This window comes from Vibrio sp. 2132-1 (genome assembly GCF_033344315.1).
Genome location: NZ_JAWPON010000884.1, coordinates 1 through 511, shown reverse-complemented (window position 1 = coordinate 511; position 511 = coordinate 1). Strand labels below are relative to the sequence as shown.

The following is a 511-nucleotide window of genomic DNA, read 5'->3' as shown; positions in this document are numbered from 1 at the left end:
GGACAAGTGTCGAAAGGTGCCGCATTCGCATAAGCGCTTACGAACAGTGATCCGAGTATTAGTGATGTTCTTTTCATGATTCGCCCTCTCATTGATTTGTTTTATATGCAATGAAAGGAGCGTGCCAATTCTTAAGTGGCTGTTTTTGATGGATATTGACAACTAAAAGTTCGAGGTTTTAATTTTGAATCTCAGAATAAGAAAAAAGCCCAACGTTGCGTTGAGCTTTTTGAGAATCGATTGACACGGGAGCGAATGCGTTACTTACCCACAAACAGGGCAGGTCGGCATTTTCATCAAGTTCATTTCTCGCCACGACATGCTGAGTGCATCGAGAATAAGGATTTTCCCTTTCTTTGGCTGGCCGTAATTTGCGATCACCTTGATGGTTTCCATCGCTTGTACAGCACCCACAATCCCGACCACTGGTGCCATTACACCAGCTTCAACGCAGCTTAGTGCACCGCTACCAAATAGTGCACTCAAACACTGGTAACAAGGTTGAGTTGGA

Annotated in this window: 1 protein-coding gene; it reads right to left on the bottom strand. The window is 44.4% G+C overall.

Going from position 1 to position 511, the window contains the following annotated elements:
* Nucleotides 1–264 precede the first annotated feature (264 nt).
* Nucleotides 265–511, bottom strand: a 247-nt coding sequence (locus R8N47_RS28540; RefSeq protein ID WP_412034506.1) for a ThiF family adenylyltransferase, incomplete at its 5' end; no start/stop codon positions are given.